At 34.3% G+C, this 25,867-nt stretch carries 20 protein-coding genes; 13 read left to right on the top strand and 7 right to left on the bottom strand.

The window, feature by feature from the left end:
- Nucleotides 1-64: 64 nt before the first annotated feature.
- Both AS4_RS10800 and AS4_RS10795 read right to left on the bottom strand, forming a co-directional pair.
- Entirely contained in the window at nt 65-976 is a 912-nt protein-coding gene (locus AS4_RS10800; RefSeq protein ID WP_096735514.1) for a formylglycine-generating enzyme family protein, read from the bottom strand.
- Nucleotides 977-1,023: 47 nt separating this feature from the next.
- Complete coding sequence (locus AS4_RS10795) at nt 1,024-2,643, bottom strand: arylsulfatase (protein WP_096734132.1); 1,620 nt, start codon at nt 2,641-2,643, stop codon at nt 1,024-1,026.
- A gap of 572 nt (nt 2,644-3,215) precedes the next feature.
- Here AS4_RS10795 and AS4_RS10790 point away from each other — a divergent pair.
- The 5 genes from AS4_RS10790 (at nt 3,216) to AS4_RS10770 (ending at nt 8,814) form a co-directional block, all read left to right on the top strand.
- Entirely contained in the window at nt 3,216-4,262 is a 1,047-nt protein-coding gene (locus AS4_RS10790) for an AraC family transcriptional regulator (RefSeq protein ID WP_126606916.1), read from the top strand.
- Nucleotides 4,263-4,516: 254 nt separating this feature from the next.
- Nucleotides 4,517-5,803, top strand: a complete 1,287-nt coding sequence (salA, locus tag AS4_RS10785; protein WP_096734130.1) for a salicylate 1-monooxygenase — start codon at nt 4,517-4,519, stop codon at nt 5,801-5,803.
- Nucleotides 5,804-5,847: 44 nt separating this feature from the next.
- Nucleotides 5,848-7,200, top strand: coding sequence for an MFS transporter (locus tag AS4_RS10780; protein WP_096734129.1), 1,353 nt, complete (start codon nt 5,848-5,850; stop codon nt 7,198-7,200).
- A 48-nt stretch (nt 7,201-7,248) separates the two neighbouring features.
- Nucleotides 7,249-8,142: a LysR family transcriptional regulator gene (locus tag AS4_RS10775; protein WP_004720408.1), complete on the top strand. Its 894-nt coding sequence runs from the start codon at nt 7,249-7,251 to the stop codon at nt 8,140-8,142.
- Between the two features lie 201 nt (nt 8,143-8,343).
- Entirely contained in the window at nt 8,344-8,814 is a 471-nt protein-coding gene (locus AS4_RS10770) for an Lrp/AsnC family transcriptional regulator (protein WP_004720411.1), read from the top strand.
- Between the two features lie 197 nt (nt 8,815-9,011).
- On the opposite strand, the gene AS4_RS22005 is transcribed toward AS4_RS10770, so the two are convergent.
- From AS4_RS22005 to AS4_RS10750, 3 genes are all read right to left on the bottom strand, one after another.
- Complete coding sequence (locus AS4_RS22005; protein ID WP_227548062.1) at nt 9,012-11,672, bottom strand: LuxR C-terminal-related transcriptional regulator; 2,661 nt, start codon at nt 11,670-11,672, stop codon at nt 9,012-9,014.
- Nucleotides 11,673-11,760: 88 nt separating this feature from the next.
- A complete protein-coding gene (locus AS4_RS10755; RefSeq protein ID WP_096734127.1) occupies nt 11,761-11,922 on the bottom strand; it encodes a rubredoxin in 162 nt (53 codons plus the stop codon).
- Nucleotide 11,923: 1 nt separating this feature from the next.
- A complete protein-coding gene (locus tag AS4_RS10750) occupies nt 11,924-12,829 on the bottom strand; it encodes a fatty acid desaturase (RefSeq protein ID WP_096734126.1) in 906 nt (301 codons plus the stop codon).
- 321 nt (nt 12,830-13,150) lie between these two features.
- On the opposite strand from AS4_RS10750, the gene AS4_RS10745 reads away from it, so the two are divergent.
- Nucleotides 13,151-13,588: a DUF2147 domain-containing protein gene (locus AS4_RS10745; protein ID WP_096734125.1), complete on the top strand. Its 438-nt coding sequence runs from the start codon at nt 13,151-13,153 to the stop codon at nt 13,586-13,588.
- Between the two features lie 56 nt (nt 13,589-13,644).
- Here AS4_RS10745 and AS4_RS22115 read toward each other — a convergent pair whose 3' ends face one another.
- Entirely contained in the window at nt 13,645-13,878 is a 234-nt protein-coding gene (locus AS4_RS22115; protein ID WP_264757319.1) for a hypothetical protein, read from the bottom strand.
- Entirely contained in the window at nt 13,826-14,821 is a 996-nt protein-coding gene (locus AS4_RS10740) for a thiolase family protein (RefSeq protein WP_264757330.1), read from the bottom strand. Before AS4_RS10740 ends, AS4_RS22115 begins: the two co-directional genes overlap by 53 nt.
- Before the next feature lie 281 nt (nt 14,822-15,102).
- Between AS4_RS10740 and AS4_RS10735 the strand changes: the two genes are divergently transcribed.
- The 7 genes from AS4_RS10735 (at nt 15,103) to AS4_RS10700 (ending at nt 25,852) form a co-directional block, all read left to right on the top strand.
- Nucleotides 15,103-16,545 (top strand): aldehyde dehydrogenase family protein, encoded by a 1,443-nt coding sequence (locus AS4_RS10735; RefSeq protein WP_096734124.1) that lies wholly within the window; start codon nt 15,103-15,105, stop codon nt 16,543-16,545.
- A 28-nt stretch (nt 16,546-16,573) separates the two neighbouring features.
- Nucleotides 16,574-17,680 carry an NAD(P)-dependent alcohol dehydrogenase gene (locus AS4_RS10730; protein ID WP_096734123.1) on the top strand — a complete coding sequence of 369 codons (1,107 nt, stop codon included), beginning with the start codon at nt 16,574-16,576 and terminating at the stop codon, nt 17,678-17,680.
- Between the two features lie 27 nt (nt 17,681-17,707).
- A complete protein-coding gene (locus AS4_RS10725; protein WP_096734122.1) occupies nt 17,708-19,258 on the top strand; it encodes an AMP-binding protein in 1,551 nt (516 codons plus the stop codon).
- A 26-nt stretch (nt 19,259-19,284) separates the two neighbouring features.
- Entirely contained in the window at nt 19,285-20,499 is a 1,215-nt protein-coding gene (locus tag AS4_RS10720) for an NAD(P)/FAD-dependent oxidoreductase (protein ID WP_096734121.1), read from the top strand.
- A gap of 122 nt (nt 20,500-20,621) precedes the next feature.
- Complete coding sequence (locus AS4_RS10715; RefSeq protein ID WP_167468943.1) at nt 20,622-23,216, top strand: helix-turn-helix transcriptional regulator; 2,595 nt, start codon at nt 20,622-20,624, stop codon at nt 23,214-23,216.
- Nucleotides 23,217-23,370: 154 nt separating this feature from the next.
- Nucleotides 23,371-24,462: an OmpW/AlkL family protein gene (locus AS4_RS10705; protein WP_096734120.1), complete on the top strand. Its 1,092-nt coding sequence runs from the start codon at nt 23,371-23,373 to the stop codon at nt 24,460-24,462.
- A 169-nt stretch (nt 24,463-24,631) separates the two neighbouring features.
- Nucleotides 24,632-25,852 (top strand): acyl-CoA dehydrogenase family protein, encoded by a 1,221-nt coding sequence (locus tag AS4_RS10700; protein WP_096734119.1) that lies wholly within the window; start codon nt 24,632-24,634, stop codon nt 25,850-25,852.
- The last annotated feature ends 15 nt before the right edge of the window (nt 25,853-25,867 follow it).

Raw genomic sequence — 25,867 nt, 5'->3', positions numbered from 1 at the left:
AAAAAAATCAGGTATGGATAAAATGTTTTTATAAATTATTAACGCAATATTTTTTACCTATGTGTCATTTACGCACGACACACCTGAAACCAATATGGCTAGTTGAAGTATCAATTGCTTCTGCATGCCGAGCTGCTGGTCTATATCTTTGGCAATAATTTGGAGCACATAGATGAGAGCCCCCCTTTAAAACTCGCCGCGGAATCAAAATTTCAGGCATCGAAGGATCGTAACTATCCGTTTCTTTACCACCACGTGGATTATGAGGAATACAACAAGATTTAGTAGGGTTTTGCTGATGCACAACTGTCCAAAAATCACTGGTCCATTCCCATACATTACCAATCATGTCATATAGCCCATAATCATTAGGTGGAAATGCTTTTATTGGTGATGTACGAGCGAAACCATCTTGCAATGAATTTTTATAAGGGAAAATTCCTTGCCAAGTATTCGCCATATACTGACCATTTGGTATAAGTTCATCTCCCCAAGCAAACTCACATCCTTTACGAGCCCCTCTAGCAGCAAACTCCCATTCTGCTTCAGTTGGTAATGATTTTCCCAACCATGTTGCATAAGCATGAGCATCGTTATAAGCAATATGTACAACCGGATGGTCCTCTAAACCGTCTATCGTAGAATCTGGACCCAGAGGATGACACCATGTTGCTCCAAATTTAAACTCCCACCATTGAGACCAATCATTTAAGTTAACGAGATGTTCTGGAGGAGAAAATAAAAGTGAACCAGGTTGTAGCATATGAAGAGGAGCTCCAGGATAATCACTTGGATTAGGCGCTAATTCTGCAAATGTCACGTGACCTGTAGCTTTTACAAACTCACTGAATTGCTGATTTGTAACTGGGGCTTCATCTATCCAAAAAGGGGAAACACTAACATAGTGTTCAGGGGCTTCTTCTGGATAATGTTTATTTGACCCCATCATATAAGTACCACCCGTGAGATATATCATACCATTCGTATTTTTTTCACTTAGGTTCGTTTGTTGATTTAAAATACTCATCTAAATGGCACCGGGGTTTTATATTTCTTCATGGTTTCAAGATGTCGCATTACAGCTTCTTTTAAAACGGGAATTTGGGGTTGTTTTAATGGAGCCATCGCATTTTCTTCTTTAGCATCAATTAACAAATTAAAAATTTTACCACCATAAAGAAGAGGTTGTGCTGTACCTTGGAATGGACTCATTTGTGGCCAAGTATCTGATAGATTAAAACTTTGCTCCTTTACTAGTAGCTTATATTCCGCGATACGAATCCCCATAAAGTTGTCATTCGCCCAGTAATATTGAACTCGACGACGAGATTTTCCATTGTCCGCTAACAGAAAAGAGGATTGGTCAATTGTGTCCATATAGCGATCATTCGGCATCTGCTCAGAGGCCCCAGCTAGCCCTAAAGAAGTTGCATAAATGTCTGTTAAATCAAATAGACCTTCTGAAACACGGCCTGGCTTAATCATCCCGGGCCAGAATGCTATACCAGGTACACGAACGCCACCTTCATAACTTGTTGCCTTGGCCCCTCTGAAAGGAGTGAAACCTGTGTCAGGAAAAGCTTCAGTGAATGGACCATTATCACTCGTTAAAATAATGAGTGTATTTTCTAACTGACCTGATTTTTCAAGTGCTGTACGAATTTGCCCAACTCTGTAATCAATCTCTACTAAAGCATCTTTATAGGGATATTTAGCGAGAGATTTACCAGCAAAATCAGGGTGAGGGTAATTATCGTTATGACAACAACGAGCCCCCATATATAAAAAAAACGGCTTTTTGCTACCCTTCATTTCAGATATGAAATTAATAGCTTTATCAGTAAGTTTTTCATCTACCAAACGAATAGAATCATTATTAATCGGGAATACTTGTTTTGCTTCCTGACCTTTAGAGGCTTGGACAATAGCCATAGTTTCTGCTTCAGCGGCCCAGGCTTTACGAACCGGATCTAGCATCAATTCTGGATTACGCCAAGACTCACGCCATGCGGTATAGTCATCAGAAGAGGTCAATATCCCATAATAGTCATCAAAGCCTACATTTTGTGGTTGCGCCTCTTTCGCAGTACCTAAATGCCATTTGCCTATAGCTTGGGTTATATAGCCGGCATTTTTAAGCTTTTGAGGTAGGGTCGTGCTAGGGTCTATACCACGTTCATGACTACCTTCGCCGGGTAACATTGGACGTAACAAACCAGTTCTAATTGGTAGCTGACCAGTTAATATAGTGGCACGAGTAGGAGTACATGAGGGCTGCGAATAGGCATTCATTAACTGTAATCCTTCTTTAGCCATACGATCCATGTTGGGAGTCGCAGCACCGGTTGCAACTCCACCTCCATACACGCCCAAATCTCCCCAACCCACATCATCTAATAAAATGACAATAATATTAGGTGCATGACCAAAACGTTTTTTTAGTTCATTTAAACGTTGTTGAGTATTTTTTTCTTGTATTGGCCTAAAAATTGATGGTTCCTGATTAGGACGTTCATTCTGAGTTTTTACGAGAAAAGTATCATCTAACATAGCAGTAGGGACAACACTCTGTTGTGCCATTGCAGATAAAGCAAATGTCGAGAGTATTGCTGTACTCAAGTATAATTTAGTTGTAGAAAGCATACGTATCCCTAGTAATGCAAGCTAAAATAGATTCATTGCAAGTAACATATTAATGGTGTCTTGCATAAAAAATGAAATGTACAAAATAAATTCAGAAATTAAATAAAATACTTTATATTTAAAACATGAATAAATCCCTTATATAAAATTCATATTTAAAAATTAAAATTAATAAAAATCTTAAATTTGACTTTAATTTACCATAAAATATTTTTTTTGGAACAATGAAGAACACAAAAAAGTATATACATCTAAATATAAGTTATTGTTATTGAAGTAAAAATATTGATTTAACCGCCTAAATAAGTAATGGTTTGGCAGAAATCAAAAATAATAAAATGCTAATTACTTCAATATACTAAATCTACCAAGATGAAATATTGAAACTTACAAAATATCAATTAAAATAGACCTAACAATGCCTTGTCATGATTCAGATTAAATAATTATTACTTAAAACCATGTGATTATTAACATGGTTGAATGCGTTTAATATATTCCTTATAATTATCATCACATATGAATTGCTATATGAATGATTGAATTTATGTAATCATAAATGTGGAGGAATATTGAGTACGCATACTATGTCAACTGGTAAAATTCGAGTTGGTTTAATTCTTCACGTTCTAGATAATTGCGACTTCTTCAATGTGGGAAGAAAAGCGTTACTTGATCAATGCAATTTAAATGAAGTTTCTCTTATTGACCCAAATTCATTTATCTCATTCATATATTTTGAAAAAATTATTTTATATCTATATAAGAATTCAAAAGACTCTTTAGTTGTACTAAAATTCTTTGAAAAAAATAACTCTTTAGCAAATGGTGTACTTGGCTATCTAATCGAAATTAGTTCATCACTACAGAATGCGATTGAAACTTTCGAAAAATACTTTGAGTTAAATGGAAGTATTGGAAAAATTGAGTTAAGTAAAAGAACTGAAGACATCATGTTAGAGTGGAAGTGCTTTTTTGGAGGGGCCGATTTCGTCAGATATGCAACTGAATATAAATTAGCGTGGTGGGCTAAAATTCTTTATCTAATCAAAAGTGATAGCATGGACATTTTAAAAGCTGTCCACTTTAAGCATGATATTTCAAAACGTTCAGACAATAAATTCTATAATGATTTTTTTAAATGTCCAGTATACTTTGGACAATCAGAATCCGCTATTATTTTATCTAAAAATGCTTTAGAACTTCCTTTAGTCACTGCCAATCGTGCTTTATATGAAAATATAGAAAATTTTGCAAAATCAATTATTAAAGAATCAGGCGAGGAAAGTTTTTTTTCCAACAATGTTCGATCACTTTTATATTCTCAACTTTATAGCAATGGGAATTTTTCACGTGAATTTATTGCTGAAAAACTTGAAATAGGTGTTCGTACACTAAGTCGAAGATTGCATGAGGAAAATACTAAATATAGCTTAATTTTGGATGAGGTCAGATTTGAATTAGCTAAAAAATATCTAGAAAATTATGACCATAAAATTTCACACATTTCCAAATCTTTAGGATTCTATACAAGTAATGCGTTTATCACTTGGTTTAAGTTTTCCACAAATAAATCCCCTCAAAAATATAGAGAAGATTTTATTAACTCTCAAAATTAATCTATTTAAGTCTACTTAAGTTAAATCATCGTTTCGTCGCTGGTAGTGAGCTTTATTTCAAAAACGTCACCAATATCGTCTTATCGTGAACATAGGTTTGTATATTGAAAGTAAGAGAGAACAGATTGAGTGGCAATAGCATTTTTAGCTAAATATCAAAAATTTAGATAGTATAAACCTAAAAATATAAATTGGATTTATTCTAAAAAATAACCAATCATAGAATTCTAAGCAATTTAGTAAGGAATGCTAAAATGGACAAAAAAATTAGAGTTGCTGTGATTGGTGGCGGTATTGCGGGCTTAGCACTCACCACTCAATTGGTCAAAAATAAACATTTAGATGTACATCTCTTTGAATCCGCATCGCAGTTTTCCGAGATTGGCGCAGGGATTTCGTTTGGTGCCAATGCAGTTAAAGCCATTCAATTATTAGGTCTAAGTCAAGAATATGAATCTATTGCAGATCAGGTAAAAGCACCTTATACCGATATTTGGTTTCAATGGCGTAATGGTTATACCGATGAGTATCTATCCGCATCGATTGCGCCACAAGTTGGACAATCTTCGGTACATCGTGCAGATTTTCTTGATAGCTTAATTCCCTTAGTACCTTTAACAAATGTACATTTTAATAAACGTGTACAAGAAATTGAGGCAGATGAAGAACAAGCGACAATTCACTTTATGGATGGTCAACATATTACATTTGATTATGTGATTGGTTGTGATGGGATCCGTTCAGTCGTCCGAAACCATGTGCTTGACTCTAATCAATTAGCGCGTGTTGAACCTCAGTTTTCAGGGACGTGGGCATATCGTGGAATTATTAAATTTCAAGATTTTAAGCAAGCCATTGCAAAACTGGGAAATGATGCCGAAATTGCCGATGTACCGCAAATGCTTTTAGGGAAAGATAAACATATCTTAACTTTCCCAATCCGTCAGGGTGAAGAAATTAATATTGTCGCATTTAAGTCAGATCGCACGCAAACCGTATTAGTAGAAAATACACCATGGACATCGCCTGTTTCAAAACAAGCCATGCTGGCTGATTTTGCAGACTGGAGCGAGAGTTGTAAGGCATTATTAGATCTGATCGACTCACCAACAATTTGGGCACTACATGAAATTCAACCTTTAGAAACCTATAAAAACAAAAGCAATAATGTGATTTTGATTGGCGATGCTGCTCATGCCATGTTACCGCATCAAGGTGCTGGTGCTGGACAAGGTTTAGAGGATGCTTTGATTTTAGCTAAATTATTAGAAAACCCTGAGTTGACATCTGAATCTATCAAAGCTGTATCTGAAATCTATGAGCAAGTTCGATTAGCGCGCGCCGTGAAAGTTCAAAATACCTCGCGTGAATCAGGCGAAATCTATGAGCTATATTCATCGAAATATCCTGATTTTGAATCAATAGGCCAACATCTGGCACAGCGTTTTGACTGGTTGTGGCAGCATTCGCTTGAAGATGATATTCAGACAGCCAAAGCAGCATTAGCAAAACAACTACAGCACACTGAAATGACGACTTAAACAACAAAGATTACAACAGGACAATATGACCAGGGAGGTCTATTATGCAAATCATAAATGCAAATGAAATTATTGATCATGCCAAATTAAAAGCCATTCATTGGCGGGTGATTTTACTCAGCGCATTGATCATTATCTTTGATGGTTATGATCTAGTGATTTACGGTGTTGCTTTACCCAAGTTGATGGCAGAATGGAAAATTGACAGTATTACGGCTGGATTTTTGGGCAGTGTCGCCTTATTTGGGATGATGTTTGGTGCCATTATTTTCGGTAGCCTGAGTGATAAATTAGAAAGCTATGGATTCAGCCGCAAAAAATTAATTATTTTATGTATCTGTTTATTCAGTGGTTTTACTTTACTTTGTGGTTATGCCAATAATCCACAAAGTTTTGGAATCTTTCGGTTTTTGGCTGGTTTGGGTTTAGGCGGAGTCATGCCAAATGTAATCGCCTTGATGACTGAATATGCACCTAAAAAACTACGTTCAACCTTGGTTTCCTTAATGTTTAGTGGTTATGCAGTTGGTGGGATGTGTTCAGCTTTATTAGGAATGTGGTTAGTCCCGCAATTTGGTTGGAAAATCATGTTTATTCTAGGAGGCACACCACTTTTACTCATTCCCATAATCTGGAAGCTGTTACCCGAATCGATTGATTATTTGGTGCGCCGTGATAAAACTGACCAAGCGATTGAGATTCTTAAACAAATTGATGGCAATATTACCTATACGCCTCAGACTCAAATTGGTCTTCATCAAGACAATCAATCTACCTCTAAAACTCCGATCAAGGATTTATTTGCAGAAAATCGTGGGATGGTAACACTCTTATTCTGGGGCAGCGTATTTATGGCGCTTGTACTGGTCTATGCTTTAGGCAATTGGTTACCTAAATTAATGGTAGAAGCAGGCTATGATTTATCGACCAGTCTGGTTTTTCTATTGGCTTTAAATATTGGGGGAATGCTTGGCGCAATTTGTGGTGGCTACTTAGCGGATCGTTTTAATCTGGCAAAGGTATTATGCTCACTGTTTTTAAGTGGTGCGATCGCATTAATTTTACTGAGTTATAATTTACCAATGGTCATTCTTTATTTTTGTATTGCGGTTGCAGGTGCTGCATCAATTGGTGGGCAAATCTTATTATTGGCGTATATGTCTCAATTTTATTCATCCAATATTCGTGCGACAGGCTTAGGAATGGCTTTAGGTGTGGGACGCTTAGGTGCAATCTTAGGGCCAATTTTATGTGGTTGGTTACTAAGCTTAAGTCTGCCCATTAATTATAATTTTATCGCATTATCAATCCCCTGTATTTTTGCAGTAATGAGTGTTTCAATGATTCACTTACGCTTGAAAAAAACAAAATTGGCGGTGAAAGCGCTACAAATCTAAAAGTAGAGCAGGGAGGTCTACCTCCCTCATTCAATAGAGATATGACAATTGATTGATCTAAGTCTTATTAAAGTTTTTATTATCGTTTTTGAAACTAAAAATATTAGTCATGCAGCTGAGCGCCTCAATTTAAGCCAACCATCTGTCACCTATAATCTAAATCGCCTACGTAAATTTTTAAATGATCCTTTATTTGAACGAGACAAATTTGGGGTCAAACCGACCAAGTTGGCGCAAAGTTTATACCCGAGCTTTAGACAAGCAATTACCGATATTGAAATGGCAATTACAGCGTCTAAATACTTTGACCCAAAAACCTCAACTCGGATATTTCGTTTAGGCTTATCTGATTTGGGTGAAATATGTTTACTACCTTCTTTAATTCAATACCTTTCTAAAGAAGCACCATTTATTAAGGTGGAAATTGAAGAAATTCAATCGCATAAAGTAGAAGACTGGCTGACTGAAGGTTTTTTAGATGTTGCTGTATTCAATAGTAGTTATACCGTTATGCCTAAAATTGAATCACGTAATTTATTTGAAGAACGCTATATGTGCATTGCACATAAGTACCATCCACGTATCAGGGATACACTGAGTTTAGAACAGTATTTTCAAGAAAATCATGCGGCTATTAAATCTTCAACGGGTCATATTGAAATTGATCAAAGACTGAAAGAACTGGGCTTAAAAAGAAAAATCATGCTTGAGCTTCCTCATTTTAGTGTTTTACAAGATGTTGTGACCAGCTCTGAATTATTGGTGACTTTGCCTTCACGGGCAGCAAAAGTTTATGCGCGTAATGGTGATGTCAATATTTTTGAATTACCATTTTCAGTTAAACCGTTTAATGTGAGTGCCAATTGGTATAACCATCGAGATGACATAGAAGCCAGAACATGGTTTATCCAAACACTGCAAGAACTTTTCCAATCGCTATAACGCCGTATTCTTATTTGCAATGCATTAAAAAACAATGAATAGAGCCATAACTTATCTGAACTGCTCTTGATTTGAATGAGAGTTTTGAGTAATCAGCATTAAGAATTAAAAATCTATTTATCTTGCCAAAAATAGAATATCATTCCAATCATAGATAAATCAGTGACTCATTTTTTTAATTTCTTATATAAAGTGAACTGCATGAAATTACAGCTAGATAAATACGATCGTGGCATTTTGGAACTATTACAAAAAGATTGTACCTGGGCGATTGGCGATATCGCAGATCGTATTGGATTAAGTAATACCGCATGTTGGCGACGCATTCATAAAATGGAAGAAGAAGGCATCATTCGCGCCAAAGTTGCTTTACTCGATCGTAAAAAACTAAATATCAATGTGATTGTTATGGTTTTTATTAAAACAGCACAACATAATGCAGAATGGATTGAAAAATTTCACAATCATATCCATACAATCGATGAAGTTATAGAAGTGTATCGAATGGCTGGAGAGACTGATTATTTGTTAAAAGTCGCTGTACCCGATGTGCTTGAGTATGACAAAGTGTATAAAAAAATAATTCAAATTTCTGGCCTTACTGACGTGAGCTCCAGTTTTGCGATGGAGCAAATTAAATATACGACTGAATTACCTTTAAATTTTCTGTGATCATTGATGCTTTTTCATAGAAATAGAAACAAATCTCTTGATTCAGGCGATTAGAAAATATATGGGTGGGCATTCTAAGCTTCTATCCAAGCTATAACTTAAATGTAAGGAACGGCAAAAAATTAAACTTTCAAATATTCAACAGCAAAATCATACGCCGTTAATGGTTTAACAAGCGAAAAAATACCAATTGATCACTATAACCAGCCATTTTTCCTCGCTATGGCAACAGCTTCTGTACGAGAGTGTGCATCCAGTTTAGAGTGTATACGTCTAAGATGGGCCTTAACCGTTGTTACTGCTAAAAAAATTTTATCTGCAATTTCTTGATTGCGTAGTCCTTCAGCGGCATGACTTAAAATTTCTAATTCTCGTTTGCTTAAAGCTTCATAAAATACATTTTTTCTATTTGGAGGTATTTCTTTGATTGTAGAATAATCGACTAGTGAAATTAAAATTTCCAAAATTTTACGAGTATTTGAATCTAGATGAAATGATTCACTATAATTTTCATAAAAAGCATAAATTAATTTATGCATAATAGGACCTTCATCTAAAAAGCTTCTAAGGTACTTTTCATTACCAATATCTAACAATATACTTTTAAAACAATCAAATGCTTGTTTATGATTATTTTCGCTAAAATAAAGAGTAGAAAGTATCATTTTTAATTTAATTGCACGTCTTTCATGAAGTAAATTTTTTGTATGTTTAATGAAGTCTTGAATTTTTCCCTCATGCTTTTTCCCATCACTGTGACTTATATCAATTCGCCATATAAGCATTTGAGGGGTATCAAGATACTGAGCTGGCATATAAAAATGATCTAGCGTATGCCAAATATCCCAAGCAATGATTTCATTCAAAATGTTCCTCGCAAGATAATAATCTTTATTCAGCCAATGTATTCGCGCTTGTTCAAGGAGAGCACTGGCCTTAACACGCATAAAGTTAAAATCTGCTCCAATATATTCTAGTTCTTTAAGACAACATAGTGCTGCTGTTTTGTCATGATGTAATGAATATTCAATTTTAGCGAATAGCGTATAGGCAGATATTAATGAATCTATATGACCATTTTGACGTACGTACGGAAGGCAATTTTTGACTAAACTGAATGATTCTTCTAATTGGTTTCTTTCATATAAAATTTCAGCTAAAGGAACTCCAATCATTGCTTGACCACCAGATACATTATTTTGATGATCTCGCCAGCTACAATTATAATTTGTATACAATCGAATATAAGCCTGATTTAAATGCCCGTGTTGTAACTCTATACATGCTTCATTGTATTCATAAATAGTTTGTACAAAAGCATTTCTATTATATCGAGAATTGTTGATAACTTTATGAATTATTTTTCGAGCATAATCAATTTTGTTATTTGCGATTAAATAATGGGAATAATTTAAAATAAAAAAATTATTCAACAAGCTATCATATGTATTTTGATCATTATAAATTATTTTACAGAGAGCAAAACTTTCCTCGATATGATCAGTCATTGTGAGCAATAAGCAATCTAATATTTTAGTTTCAGTATACGAGAGCAATTTTTGCTTTTTCATTTTACCGATGACATATTTAGCTTCATCATAACGACGATTTAAAATTAAAGCTAATGTATATGCTGTTTGTAAGTGTTGCAAATTCTCAAAAATATGTGCTGGTATTTGATCCAAACAGCGTAATAAAAACCGTATTCTACCTTTTTCTAGCAATGTTTGGCTATGTAGAGTCAAAATTTCGATGCACTTGCCAAACGCTTTTGCAAGTAAATAGTGCTCAATTGCTTCAATAGGTTGGTTTAAATAAAGTAGACGTTCTGCAGCACGTAAATGTAGTGACTTAAATTTTATAGGGTATAAACGTTGAAATTGATTATGTAAATAACTTAAAAATAAACCATGGAAACGATACTTTTCATGTTGTTGATCCATAGGGATAAGAAAAAGGTTTTTTTGCTCTAATTGTTTAAGTAAATAAGCGCTATTATTTATTTTAAGCAACCAATCACAATCAGCCACAGAAAATTGCGAGTAGACACTACAATTCAATAAAAAATCCTGAAGATTATTGGGTAATTGATTTAAAATTTCTTCGCTTAAAAAATGATTCAATTCACTATGATGAATTGAAAACTTCTGAATCTGCGTACGTAGAGAATGTCTCGAAGTTAAAGTTAAACCGAATTGGTGAATAGCAATAATCCAACCTTCTGTTTTTTTGAGTAATAAGTTAATTTCACTTGGATGAAGCTGAAATCCATAATTGTTTAGGACGAGCTTATTTATCTCATCAGCACTAAAACTGAGTGCTTCTTGAGTAATTTCTAGTATTTGACAATGAATACGTAATGAGGCAATTTTTAAAGGCAATAACTGGCGGGAGCTGATGATAATTTGGCTATGTAAGGGTAAATAATCGATGATCTGCTGTAAAAAGTTGAGCGTTGATTCATCATAAATATGTTCTGCTTCATCCAAAAAAATTGAAAAAGGTTCTGAATACTGAGTAATATTTTCAAGAAAATTACTATTAAAAGCTTGATTAGTCGTTTTAAACCAAATATATGATAAATGTTGAATAAAATGATTGAAGTCATTGTCTGCATTATCAAGCGTCATCCAAATGACTTTACGATATTTCTTTTGATGAATATAAATTTGGCTTAAAAATGCAGTTTTACCAAATCCAGCAGGTGCCATCACAGAAATCAATTTAACCTTGGTATTTTTGTTTAAATGATTAAATAAGTGAGTTCGTTTAATCTGCGGTTTTATTGATATTGGTGGAATGAGCTTTGTCATCAAAATATTGTTATTTAAGCTTGTATTTGAAAAAAGATTGTCCATTTTCTCACTCCTTGAAAAAATAAATCTTTAGAACACTTACAGTGAGGCAAAGATTAGTCGTTACAGATTGATTGCCTCGAAATGAGTTTTAAAATATTTCCTCAAAATCTTCTTTAGTAGCACCACAATCTGGACACATCCAATCATCTGAAAATTGATCCAGAGATGTTCCTGGTGCTATCCCATCTTCAGGAATTCCAACTTTTTCGTCATAAATAAATGAACAATATCGACATTGCCATTTTTTCATCTTATGTACTCGCATCATTTGTCGTTTTTGACTGATCATTTTTTATTGGTGCAAGACCAAAAGTTTTTATGATCAACGGGTCATTTGCTACATGTTGGTCATGTTTTAATTCCCACAGTTTCAACATGCGGTAGAAGGGTGCGGTAGGATAAAGATGATGCATTAAGTGATAATTTTGGTACGCAAGTAGTGGTGTAAGTAACCATTCAGCACCTGGGCGCACATTAGTTGCCCGATACTCATTTTCTTTGGCTGTACTTTGAAATGGTTCATGTGGCAAGAATACAAATGCAGAAACAAATAGGAATGAACTAATTCTTGTTGGTAAAATCCATAGCATAAGCGCTTCAAGACCATATCCAAAATAAATTAGGGCTGCTAATACAGCAATGATTGCAGAGAAATGAATGACTAAGTGGGGTAGTAAACGTTTACGCATTGCCTGACTAGCACGTAAAAAGAAATATTTTGAATAATAATAGTCAAAATTGCTCCAACGTAATGGAAAAAAAATATCCATCTTATGTCCAAAATAATCTGGGTCATTTTCTTTTTCATTGGTACAGCGATGATGCTGCATATGGATGAAACGTGCTAAATTGAATGGCGCGATCGGACCAAAGAAAATCATACCAATATGACCAGGAATTTCATTGATCCATTTTATTTGCGAAAATGCACCATGAGATGCATCATGTATTGGGCTAAATAAAAAATAGATTGTAAATCCATTAATGATCATACCTACCCATAGTGGAATCGTCCCAAGGATTACACAGTAATCAACAATTGCCAGAATGGCTAGACAGATAATAAACAAGAATAAAGTTGGTAAAGCTATTAAAGGGGCTTTAGTTAACTCGCGTAATGCGTGATCGAATGGCTTAGACTTACTCATCGTTCTCATTGTCATTTCCTTGGTTTTCACCCTGATGTAATTTGGTATCTTCATCAAGATGACAAAAAAATGGAGAAAATAAACCTGAGAAAAAGGTTGGTTTTTGTCATTACGTTTTTTTATTCGTTATTTCTATTTGGCTAATGGCTAAATCTTAAGGCAGGTAAAACTATAAATTAGTTCTTTGTGATGAATAAATCAGAGCCACCTTTTGTTAGCTTGCCTTTTGTTTGTTTTTAATCCAGTTATTAAAAAACAATAAATTTTCTGAAACTCATATGAGTTTAGCTTCTGGCTTGCAAATAAGGCCATAAATAAAAGGATACGTTTATGAATAAAATTTTAATTTTAGCAGCAAGTGCTTTTCTAGCTTCTGCTTCTTGGGCAAATGATTCGATTCAGGGCACAAAGTGGAAGACCATTGATGATAAAACTGGCAAACCCAAATTTCTGATAGAAATTAAAAAAGTAAAAGACAATGTCTATAATGGCAGTATTGTAGATGTCTTTGATGTAGAGAACAAATTAACTTGTAAAAGTTGTAACGGTAGGTTAATGGGAAAACGCCTACAGGGTACAACCGTCATTAATAGTTTAAAATTAGTAGAAAGTGGAAAATTTAAAGATGGAAAAATTTTAGATCCTGATTCTGGTCGTATTTATAGCTTGGAAGGAGAATTAGTTGAAAATGGGAAAAAACTAAAGCTTCGAGGCTATTTAGGAATTTCAGCACTGGGTAGAAGTCAAACTTGGCTAAGGGTTAATTAAATAAAAACTCTCCCATCCCGATTCTGGGTGTTGCAAATTTAGTTCAATACCTAGAATTAAACTTTCTCAATAATCGTAATTTGAATGCAATCTTTTTTGTCATATTGAATTTGCATCCCATATCTCGCCTGAGTCGTTATTAATGCATGGCATAGCGTCGTCATCATACGTGTACTTATAGATCCACATGATTCACCAAGGGCTAGTGTCCCACCATGAATATTTAATCTGTCTGGGTCAGCCCCAAGAACACTCAACCAAGCGAGTGGAAGGGGGGGTAAAAACCTCATTCATTTCATAGAGATCAATTTGATTAATGGTCAATCCTGTTTTTTCTAATGCATTTTGTGTGGCAAAGAATATATTTGCATCAATTTCATTGTGGTTAGACTGCAAGCTATTCATATACAAAATTCGTGCAATTGGCGGTGTTTTCAATAATTTTAGACCTCGATCATTAACAATGATTAATCCTGATGCACCATATGCATTAGAACTGATATGTTTAGATGTCATCGGGATATCAGGTAAAATAGTCGGAGATTTAGTAAAAAAAGACCAAGACATATATTCAATTATAGATTCATCTTGAATACGCATATGGGGTGCATAGGAATTTTTAAAGTTGTGTAGCATTGGAATGATTTCAGCTTCGAATTTATTTTCTTGCCAAGCATTGAGTGCCTTAAAGTGACTATTAAAGCTATAATAATCAAGCAAATCTCGATTTAAGCGATATTTTTTTAATAACTCCATAGCATAGCTTAGTTGCTTTACTGAAAGCATATGCGCATTTTGATCTAAAGCGGTATCCTTTAAATAAAATGTAGATTTATTTGCATGGTTGGGTATCCACATTTGCTGATCACAACTGAGATGATTTTCGACTCCCGATGCAATAACAATATCGTGTGTTTCAGACATTACAATCTGTGCTGCATAGTGTAACGTTTGCTGTGCAGTATTATGTTGATATTCAAGCCTATTTACCAGTTGCTGCGGGGAGAGTATCGAGTGTGCTAAGGCGTCATTTATAATTTTTTTGATATTTGAATTTGGATGATTTACGAAACCGATTAAAACACGCTCAATAAATTTAGGATCACATTTAGTTTTTATAATTAATGAATTAAAAACAAAAGATAATAATTCACTTGGTATAAATGACGAAATTATTCCATTACTTAAGCCGTTAACTGTACGCGTTGCAGCAATAATATAGGCTTGTCCCATCTTAATTCCTTGATTGCCTAAGTGGTCAAATATAAAAATTGTAGAAACATTTTTTTGAAATACATCGATCATATGGACTAATTATAATAATTAAGATGGCTTCAATTTTAATTAAAATTTTAAAAACAGATACTTACAAGATATTCAAAGCTCTTCATTTTAGATTAGTCCTTTTTGACGATGTGCATTTTTTTTTAATCATTCATAGTAAAAAATAAGGAAAATTAGCACTTTCATTGAAGTTTTAATGTGAGGCGAATTTATTTAAAAGGAATACGAGAATGAATGCTGAAACTTTGCACTTTTCAGAGTCTGATAAAAATGCTTCAAATGATGAATTAATCCGTGTCTTTAGATTACAACAACCTGCTGCTTTAAGATTACGTAATTCAACTGTTGGTCAAAGAATTGCAAAATTAAAAAAATTGCGTAAAAGCATAGAAAATAATAAAGCCGAAATTATTGTTGCTGGTGCTGCTGATTTTAATAAACCAGCCATGGAGCTAGAGATTACTGAAATTTTATCGGTAATCATGGAACTTAAGCATACTTGTAAGCATTTAAAAGCATGGCTCAAACCCAAAAAAATTAAAACAACAATGATGATGTTCGGTACATCATCACAAGTACGTTACGAGCCTAGAGGCCGCTGTCTAATTATATCTCCTTGGAACTATCCACTGACACTGACTTTAGGACCTCTTATTCCAGCAATTGCTTCTGGAAATACGGTCATGATTAAGACTTCTGAATTAACACCAAGTTTATCTAAAATCATGGTGAAAATAATTCGTGAAGCATTTGATGAAAGCGAAGTTGCTATTTTTGAAGGAGATGCTTCTGTTGCTACAAATTTATTAAATTTACCTTTTGATCATATTTTCTTTACTGGATCACCTGCTATTGGAAAAGTGGTGATGACTGCAGCGGCTAAAAATTTAACCAGTGTAACTTTAGAGCTCGGGGGTAAGTCGCCCACCATTATTGATGAAACTGCTGATTTGGATATGGCAGTGAAAACGCTTGCTTGGGGGAAATTTTTGAATTGCGGTCAAACCTGTGTAGCACCAGACCATTTATATATTGCTGAAAGTATTAAAGATAAATTTATTTCCAAGTTCAATCAACATATTTCAAATATATATGGTGAAGGTGAAAATGTAAAAAATGCTCAGCTGGCACGTATTGTAAATGAGCGCCACACAGCACGTATTGCACATTTACTCGAGGATGCAAAAGAAAAAGGCGCACAACTGCTCTATGGTGGGATTGTTATACAAAAAGAATGTTTTATTTCCCCTACATTACTTACAGATATTCCAGCTGATGCTGCAATCATGCAAGAAGAAATTTTTGGACCAATATTACCCATTATTTCATTTAAAAATATTCAAGAAGTCTTAGATAGAATTAATGCTGCACCAAAGCCATTAGCACTGTACATCTGGAGTAAAGATAAAGTACGTATTGAGCATGTGATCCAGAACACGAGTGCTGGAGGAACTTGCATTAATCATACGATGGTGCATTTTCTTCAAAATAATTTGCCTTTTGGTGGCGTAAATAACTCTGGAATTGGCAATTACCATGCTGAGTGGGGGATTAAAGCTTTTTCACATGAACGTGCAATTTTAACAACGAACATGCTTTTGACTCACATATTCTACCCGCCATATACCAAAACAACACGATGGATTTTAGATTTCCTATTTAAGGTTATATGAAAAAAATCATAGAAAAAGGGATTGAATAATGAAAATTATTGCTGCTGTTTCATACGGTTTAAGTCAGCCATTTAGTATTCAACAACTGGATCTCACTGGGCCAAGTGATGAAGAAGTATTGGTTAAAATTGTTGCTGCTGGAATTTGTCATACAGATCTTGTTGCGCATGCAGGAGTTTTTCCTATTATTTCACCAGCAGTACTAGGCCATGAAGGGGCAGGTGTAGTCGAGAAAATTGGTAAAAAAGTATCAAAAGTTAAAGTTGGTGATCATGTCGCAGTGAGTTTTTCCTCATGTGGTGAATGTAACAGTTGCAAGAAAAATCAGCCAGCATATTGCTATTCCTTTGCGTCTTTAAACTTTGCCGGAACACGAAAAGATGGCCCAATCTTACATGATTCCAAACACAATCCTATTGCTGGCAGCTTTTTTGGACAATCATCTTTTGCAAGTCATGCCATAGCTCACCAACGTAATGTCGTTTCAGTACCTAAAAATATCCCATTAGCGTTAATTGGACCATTAGGATGCGGTATACAAACTGGTTTTGGTGCAATTACCCGCTCTTTAGCATGTGAACCTGACTCTTCAATATTAATTATTGGTGGGGGTACCGTTGGTTTGACCGCAGTAATGGCTGCTGTAATTCAGAAATGTAAACATATTATTTTGATTGAACCTTATGAAGCTAGACGTCGCTTAGCGCTTGAGCTAGGTGCAACAGCTGTGATTAATCCTCACCAACAAGACATTGAAAATGAAGTCCATAAGATATTACCAGCTGGTGTTAATTATGCTTTAGATACTTCAGGCGTAAACATCGTTATGGAGCATGTTTTTAATGTTTTGGCTCCCAAAGCCGTCTATGGATTTGTAGGTGTACCGCAAAAGATTGAACAAAAACTACCTGGAACTGTTATGCAAATGGTACCAGCTGGGATTTGCTTTAAAGGAATTATTGAAGGCGACAGTGATCCAGATCAGTCTATTCCTGAATTAATTCACTATTACGAAAAAGGACAATTACCCATTGATAAATTGATCAGAACTTATCCATTCGAGCAAATCAACGAAGCCATTACAGCCAATCAGCTTGGGGATTGTATCAAGCCTGTTTTATTAATCAGTCAATAACTTAAATATTAATAAAAGGATAAAAAGATGAATGTTGCGAATACAATCCGCTATGCAGGAATATATGCGACAAAAACTCCCGATAAAGCAGCGATTATTATCGCTGAAACTCAACAAGCTTTAAGTTATAAGGATTTACATGAATATGCATTAAAATTTGTGAATATTTATGATTCATTTGGCTTGCTATACGGTGATCATGTTGCCTTTTTGACAGAAAATCGAATTGAGTGCCCAGCTTTGCAATGCGGTGCTCACTATGCAGGTTTGTATTACACCTTTATTAATACTCGTTTAAAACTTCCCGAAGTTCTTTATATCGTCGAAGACTGTGATGCAAAAATCATTATTTTGAGTGCTCAATATTGTACTCAAGAATTGGTAGATGCGATTCAACAATTAGAAAAAAAACCAATCATATTCGTTTTAGATGATACAAATGTTTCTGGCATTATCATACTCGAGCCTCTTCTAGAAATGACATCTATACAAGTGAACCGAACACTACTTGAAGGGAATGAAATGTTATATTCGGCGGGCACGACTGGTCAACCGAAGGGTATTAAACCTGAATTAACTAGGTTGCCTGTAGGTACAACAGAAATTATTGCAAACCAAATTGAAAAAGCTTTTGCCGTAACAGATCAGACGATCTATTTGTCACCAGCGCCATATTATCATGCGGCACCAGTTAAATGGTGCAGAGCGATATTAACGCTGGGGGGTACAGTAGTCATAATGGAAAAATTTGAAGCTGAAAAAGCATTAGAAACTATCGAAAAATATAAAATTACCCATAGTCAGTGGGTACCAACCATGTTTCATCGCATTTTGGATTTGCCACCTAGTATTCTTAATCAGTATGACTATTCAAGTTTGAAAGTTGCAATCCACGCAGCCGCTCCATGCTCCATTCCAACCAAGCAGAAAATGATTGAATGGTGGGGACCTATTATCTATGAGTATTACGGTAGTACTGAGCAAATTGGCATGACGATGTCAAATACTCAGGACTGGATTGATCATCCTGGTACTGTGGGCCGAGCAATTTATGGCGTTATCCATATTCTTGATGATGAAGGTGAAGAACTACCAGCAGGAAAAATTGGAAATGTATATTTTTCTAACTCTGCAAAATTTTCATATCATAAAGATCCTACAAAAACTCTAGATGCTTATAACATTAAAGGTTGGGCATGTGTGGGAGATATCGGTTATCTAGATGAAGATAAATTCTTATATTTAACTGATCGTAAAAGTAATATGATTATCTCTGCTGGAGTTAACATCTACCCTCAAGAGACTGAAAATGTCTTGATTCAACACAGAGAAGTTATGGATATTGCAGTGATTGGCATACCACATTCATATTTTGGTGAATCTGTGCATGCGGTGGTGCAATTGTATAATCATCATCATGCAAGTGATGAATTAATAAAAGAACTGGATCGCTTTTGCCGAAGCCATATTTCTACCATCAAATGTCCACGCAGTTATGAATTTCGTCAGGACTTACCTCGAGAGCCCAACGGGAAATTGCTGAAGCGTTTATTACGTGATGAATATTATTTAAAATAAGTCAATGATCTAAGGGTGGTACTTAGATGAGTCAGAAATGTATCATTGTTGGGATGAGTCATGCAGGCATCCATCTTGCTACATCATTAAGACAGTATGGGTGGCAAGGTGAAATATTAATGATTGGCAATGAAGATATATTACCCTATCATCGTCCACCACTTTCAAAGACATTCCTAAAAAAACAATCAGATACAACTTTGATTTATCCAGAATCAAATTTTGAAAAATATCAGATTCAATTTCGATTATCTACATCAGTAGACTTTATTCAAATTCATAATAAAAGCATTGAATTGGATTCTGGTGAAGTAATAAATTATGACAAATTAGCGCTATGTACAGGTGGGAGAGCTCGAAAACTCAATATTCGCGGCTCTAAGTTAGAAGGTGTACATTATCTGAGAGATATTCGTGATGCTCAAAAACTACGAGAGCATCTTAAATATGTTAAAAAAGTCGTCATTATTGGTGCTGGATTTATCGGTTTAGAAATTGCAGCAGTACTCGTAGAACAAGGCATTGAAGTAACAGTTGTTGAAGCAAATTCAAGAATTTTGTCAAGAAATCTTGACGAAGCTATGTCGAATTACTTTATGCAACTCCATGCTGAACATGGCGTTGAAATAAAAACGAATATTGGGATTAGGGAAATCCAAGGGCAGCACCATGTAGAAAGTGTGTTATGCGATGATGGCTCTAAATTCGATGCAGATGCTGTAATCATCGGCATCGGTGTGATACCGAATGTAGAATTAGCATTAACTGCAGAACTAGAAATTGAAAATGGAATTGTCGTAGATAAATTTGCATGTACGTCCAACATAGATATCGTTGCAGCTGGTGATTGTACTTTCTTTCCTAGCAACCATTTACAACGATCAGTTCGATTGGAATGCTTAGCAAATGCAGTTGATCAAGCCAAGACGGCAGCAGCTACACTCAGTGGAAACTCAATTCCGCATAGTGCATTACCATGGTTTTGGTCTGAACAATATGACAAACGTTTACAAGTAGCTGGTGTAATAGATCACTATGAACAAGTCATTATTCGGCAGAGTTTCGCAAATGGTGGATTTTCAAGATTATACTTTCAAGGTAATGTGCTAAAAATGGCAGTCTGCGTAAATTCAGCAAAAGATTTTATTGCAGCAAAACAACTGATTGTACAAAAAACTGCGCTTGATTTAAACGTAGTTCAAACGCAGTCTGATTTAAAAAAATGTGTGCTTAAAAAATAAGCACAAATTCATTGTCATTCAAAAAATATACCCTACAATAAAGATATCGGAAGAAATTATCATTATTAGAATAGCTATAGAGAATTTTTAAATAATGATAAATTATTTATGGAAGAAAGATAATGCTTTCAGCAAGCCAAGGAAGGCACAATAAGAATGAAAATATTTATATTCATTCCTGTTTTTATAAAGTTCGGCAGTCTATAGAGAATATCCAGCTTAATTTCTTATTTGCACCAGGCGGTTATGGTAAAACATCAGTTTTGACATATTGTTTCGAATATTTCGAGAAACTAAGTAATGGTATTTGCTGCATTTGGCTAGATGAGACAAATTTTGACCCAAAGCAAAGCGGTTCCTTGTTGGTTGCTTTAAGTCTTATTTTTAGTCATCAAGTGGATGAAGATTCAACGATTGAAAAAATTTTACAAAGATATACTTCAGGTCAATGTTATATTTTTATTGATGATTACGAAAAAATAGAATGCGCTCGCTTTAATAATGAAATTGATACTTTATTAGATATAAAAAAAGTTAATTATCATGTGATCATTGCATCACGTATATTTCCAAAATTTAGAATATCCTATTTAGAGCTCAATCAGAAAATTAAAATATTCAATTCATCAAGTTTAAGTTTTAATAGCTTCGAAGTTTTCGAATATTTAGATACCAACATTTCAAATAGTCAACTCGAATTTGTTTTTAATAAAACACAAGGATGGCCATATGCCATATCTATTTGCAAGAATTTATTAAATAATAAACAAAATGCAAGAAAGCTATTTGAGCTTTCAGGTGAGGATTATGTATTTTCACAGTTCTTTACAGAACAGATTTTAGATAATTTGGATTCTGATATGCAAGAATTTCTGATTGGTTTGTCTACACTTGAAACGGCTAATACTGAACTTTGCAACTATGCATTAAAGTATACTGATAGTAAATCTAGATTAAAACAGTTGTATCATAGTGGAGCATTTGTCGAAAATATCGATCGAAATAATAGAGAATTTAAAGTCCATCCACTCTTACGTGAATTTCTACTAAGTCAGCAAGTTGTTAATAAATCAAAGAAAATACTTATCCGAGCATCAATATGGTCAATTAGAAATCAATATTATAAAAAATCTGCTTATTATGCAAAATTAAGTCAAGACCATCATATTCAAAACCTAGTGATTGATAAAACCAGTGAAATTTTAGTTAAGAACTTAGGTGAATTACCTACAGTGATTAACTGGGTCAAGGAGTTAAAAGATGAGAAATATTTTAATTGGAATAAAATAATTTACTGGTTGGCATGGTCGCTCGCATTTTCATATCAATGGGAGGAGTCAAAACAAAGAGTAAATGATCTCAGACGAGCTTTACAAAATGATCAGTATCTAAATGAAATGAATTTTCAGTTTTATTCTGCTAAATTAGATTCGATTGAAATTGTCTTATTAACATTTCAGGATAAACGCCAAATAAGTTTAGAAAAATCAAAAATTTGGTTAAAAAAAAATAAAAACACCGATAATTTTGATAAGGCAGTTGTATCTTGTGCAAGTTACTTAAGTTACAGATTGAATGTTGAGTATGAATTAGCTCAAAAATCAATCAACTATGCACTACAAGTGATTAGAGATACAGGCAGTATATATGGTGAAATTTGGGTTAATCTACTTTACGGCTTATTTCTTCTTGATTGTGGTCTATATAATCGTGCACAAAAAGTTTTAGAAAGGCAATTTTATAAAACAATTGAAGAAATAGGTGAAGATGCTTCTATTTTACCTACAATTTCACAATTATTATCAGCAATTTATTATGAAGTCAATCAAATTTCAAAAGCCCAAGAATATGTTGAAATTGGATATAGAAATATTAAAAATCATGGTTTAGTTGAAACAGCATTCGCTGGAATATCGACTTCTTATAAACTTCAAAAAAGTTGGGCTGACACACAAAATTTAAGAGAGAACCTTCAAGGTATTATCTCAATTTATCCGAAACGGTTGCATATATTACTCCAGTACCAGCAAGTTGAATTGTATTTGCTTTCTAATAAAATTGAAAAAGACTTTAGTTGTTTAAATAGCATAGATATTAGGGTGGAGGATAGTACTGATCAGTGCGCAGAAGTTAAAATTTATCATAAATATATCAATATATTAATGCAACTGAATGAAAATAACTTTAACTTAGTGTCTAAACTTATCGATGAGTTTCTTTATGATAATCAATTGCAAAAAAATCAATTTTTGTTCAGTAAAATTTTAATTTTAAAATCATTTATTGCCTTAAAATATGAAAAAAATAACAAAGAAGCATTGGATCGGATTAAACATGCTTTATTTTTGGCTACTGAAAATGGATATTTTAGAGTATTTATTGATTTTGAAAAATTTTCTATAGCTTCACTTCAATTAATTAAGAGTTCAATATCTACTTTAGATGAAAATTATAAAAATTTGCTCAATGAATTAAGCAAGCACCTTTGCTTAGATGATGAAAGTGATCAGATTAAATTTAATAGAGCAGCTTTCTCAAAAAGAGAATTAGAATTACTGAGCATGTTAGAGTCCGGTTTAAAATATCAACAAATAGCAGATGAGCTTTTCATCTCACTTTCAACTGTAAAATGGCATGTTAATAATATTTATATAAAATTAGGTGTAAAAAATAGAACCGGGGCCTTGGTTGTAGCTAGAAAATATGCATTAATTTAAAGAAGAGTATCTCTTTTTTTGAGCAACAACAAAAATATTGGCTTTATATCATCATTAAAAATTTCTAATAAATTAGTTCTTTTTGACGATACAAATTAATTCAATTTTGTCGTCAAATATTCATTCAAAGTACTAAAATCTATTGGATGGATCCATGAAATTAAAAAATTATATATATAGTTTAGCTATATGTGCTGTATCTGTACAAACTGTTTATGCCAGTTCCTATTTTAAACCAAGTGATAAAACAGATTTTAAACGCTATTCGATTTCTATTGGCTGGTTGTATGCAAAACCCTTAGGTGATGCAAACAATATAAATAATACGACCGCGATCCCAGCAGGCAGTACTTATAGCGTAGGTGAAGTCTCAACCCAGAATATTCTGGGCGCAATTGATCAGTCAACAACTCAAGGGCAACAAGCACATACGGTAATTACCACTATACAAGGCCTAGGCATATCAAGCCTTTCAGCCGATTTAAGTGGTACTGCTACTCTAAATCAACCTTCTACTTGGACTAGCCCTAATACAGGCCTAGAAGTTGAAAACATTAATACCATGGGTATCATGTTTAATTATTATTTAAATGATAATATTTCGTTAGAGCTTAAAGCGGGTATACCACCTAAGGTTAAGGCAAAAGGAATTGGTCAGGTATATGCTCCTGTTATTGGTCAAGTTGATCTGCCTCCAACATCAGCAGCGCTTATTGGTACAAATAGCATCCCCATTTCACAACAACTCTATATAACGGATCTTACCCAGTCCAAATATGCAATCGATACTAGAGTTTGGATGCCCGCAATTGAAGCCCATTATCAGTTTGGTGTAAGCGGTATTAACAAATTTCGTCCGTATGTTGGTGTTGGCATACTATATGCCTATTTAGAAAATGTAAAAATCAATTCAGGTATTGAAAATGACCTCATTCTTGCTGGTCATCGGGTGCAGAATATTCTCACAGGTAATGCGGGAAATAGCCTTGCTGGCATAAGTTCAGATGCCAAACCTATTATTAAAGTCAGCACCAGAAATACTTTTGCGCCAATATTTAGTGTCGGATTTAATTATGACTTTAACTCGAATTGGTTTGTTGTAGCTTCATTATCTTATTCGAAAATGGATATTGACGCGAAAATTGATGTAAATAACCAAAATAACAATCAAAACCTGATTTCAGGAAAAGTTAAAATTGATGTTGATCCATTGATTAGTTACATGGGTATTGGCTATCGCTTTTAACAACAGAACATTTATAGGTATTAAAGGAAAACTGTTCAATTATTACCTTTATCGGGTGCATGTAATCTATGAAAAAAAGTGTCAAAAGTAATCATTGTGGAGGTTTACCCATATGGCACTTTTTGTTTTATTTATATAATTTTTCTTAATGATAGTATGGAATATTCATATGGATATGCTAATCAGAAATTCTGAAAAAATGTTTAGTGATATTTTTTTACCTGAAGAAATCAAAGAAATTCGGAATGAAGCGCGAAATTTTGCTGAGAAGTATATTAAACCAAAAGCACATTTATTAAATAATACTGTAGAAAGTAAATCCAGTTTTCCAAGAGAAGTTTTTGATCTCATGGCCGAGCATGGTTTATACCAAATTCCTTTTGCACAAGATGTAGGTGGGCGTGGTTTAAAATATCCAACTTTAGCAACTTTAACTGTTATGGAAGAACTAGCTTATTATTCAGCTGGCGCTACTTCTGCATTATTTGATGGTCAAGCGCTATTGGTCGGCAATACGTTGGATAAAGCAAGTTCATATTTACGAGAACAGTATTTAAGTAAATTGGTAAAAGGTACCTTTGTTGGAGCATTCGCAACAAGTGAGCCATTAACAAGTACAGATTTAAGTGTTCGATCTATGCAGAGCTATGCGCAAAAAGTAGAAGGAGGCTGGATTGTTAATGCACATAAGCGCTGGATTACCAACTCAGTAGTTGCAGAATATATTTTGGTGTTATGCGCTACAGATCACGGTTTGACCATGTTTTTCATTGATATGGATAATAAAAATATTCATGTTGGTGATCCAGATATAAAAATGGGCAATAAGGCACAGCTTACAGCAGACGTACACATCAACGATGTTTTTATTTTAGATAGCTATGTCGTTGGTGAAGTTGGAAAAGGACTCAATGTTGCCTTAGGTGCTTTGACTCTAGGAAGAATGGGTATTGGTGCGATAGGCGTAGGTATGGCTCAATCAGCGCTTGATTATGCTATTCATTACAGCAAAAACAGAAAGGTTTTTGGTCAAGCGTTAGCTCGTTTTCAACATTGGCAATATACTTTTTCTGATCATGCACTCAATATTGAAAATGCCAGAAATTTATATATTAAAGCTGCTTATCGTTATGATATTGAAGGTAACGCAGAAATTGAAGCAGCAATGTCTAAAATTGCTGGCAGTCAATTAGCAGTAGAGGTCTCCCGAGATGCTATTCAAGTTTGTGGTGCGTACGGTTTTGTCCAACAGCTTAAAGAGACAGGGGAATATTATCCACTGGAATCTATCTATAGAGATGCCAAAATTGGAGAAATCTATGAAGGCGCCAATGAAATTCAACGTTGGGTGATTGCACGGAATTTGTTTGGTAGAGCATTTTCTGGTTAATATTATTTAATTTTC

The sequence above is a fragment of the Acinetobacter guillouiae genome, assembly GCF_002370525.2.
GTDB classification, from domain to species: Bacteria; Pseudomonadota; Gammaproteobacteria; order Pseudomonadales; family Moraxellaceae; genus Acinetobacter; species Acinetobacter guillouiae.
This window is presented reverse-complemented; position numbering and strand designations above follow the sequence as displayed.